The sequence below is a fragment of the Nocardia nova genome, from assembly GCF_002933465.1.
Classification (GTDB): Bacteria; Actinomycetota; Actinomycetes; order Mycobacteriales; family Mycobacteriaceae; genus Nocardia; species Nocardia nova_B.
Genome location: NZ_PSZE01000096.1, coordinates 1 through 912 on the forward strand (window position 1 = coordinate 1; position 912 = coordinate 912).

Annotated in this window: 1 protein-coding gene; it reads right to left on the minus strand. The window is 55.5% G+C overall.

From position 1 onward, the window contains the following. Positions 1–139: 139 nt before the first annotated feature. The gene (locus tag C5E41_RS32990) at positions 140–865 is read right to left on the minus strand and encodes an RNA-directed DNA polymerase (protein ID WP_104379562.1); all 726 of its coding nucleotides are present in this window, start codon (positions 863–865) and stop codon (positions 140–142) included. Positions 866–912: the final 47 nt, after the last annotated feature.

A 912-nucleotide genomic window follows, 5' to 3' on the forward strand; every position in this document is an offset into this window, starting at 1 on the left:
CTGTCCCCAGGCCACAGGTCCAACCTCTCCTTGAACACCCCCAGGGACGGTGACTCCACCACCTCCCTGGGCAACCCGTCCCAGTGCCTGACTGCTCTTTCTGAGCAGAAATGTCTCTGAGCAGAGTACAGGGGGATGATCACCTCCCTGGCCCTGCTGGCTGCACTATTCCTGATAGTGCCAGGATGCCGTTGGCCTTCTTGGCCACCTGAGCACACTGCTGGCTCATATTCAGCCGACTGTCCACCATCACTCCCAGGTCCTTCTCTGCCTGGCAGCTCTCCAACCACTCATCTCCCAGCCTGTAGCTCTGCTTGGGGTTATTGCGCCCCAGGTGCAGGACCCGGCACTTGGCCTTGTTGAACTTCATGCAGTTGACCTCAGCCCATCGGTGCAGCCTATCCAGATCCTCCTGCAGAGCCTTCCTACCCTCAAGCAGATCGACACACGCACCTAGCTTGGTGTCATCTGCAAACTTACTGAGGGTGCACTCAATGCCCTTGTCCAGATCATTGATGAAGATATTAAAGAGGACCGGCCCCAGCACTGAGCCATGGGGGACGCCACTAGTGACTGGCCTCCAACTGGACTTGGCTCCATTCACCACAACTCTTTGGGCCCGGCTATCCAGCCAGTTTCTAACCCAACGAAGCGTGCGCCAGTCCAAGCCAAGAGCAGCCAGTTTCTTGAGGAGAATGCTGTGGGAGACGGTGTCAAAAGCCTTGCTGAAGTCAAGGTAGACCACATCCACAGCCTTTCCCTCATCCACCCAGCGCGTCACTTTGTCGTAGAAGGAGATCAGGTTCGTCAAGCAGGACCTGCCTTTCATAAACCCATGCTGGCTGGGCCCGAAATGAATGAACATGTGAAAAGTCTGCCTTTAACATGTAGACATCATTAGCTCTTGTTCAT

Bases quoted from the DNA above. Each gene is read 5' to 3' on its own strand.
- C5E41_RS32990 (WP_104379562.1), bottom strand. From the start codon at position 865: ATGTTCATTCATTTCGGGCCCAGCCAGCATGGGTTTATGAAAGGCAGG.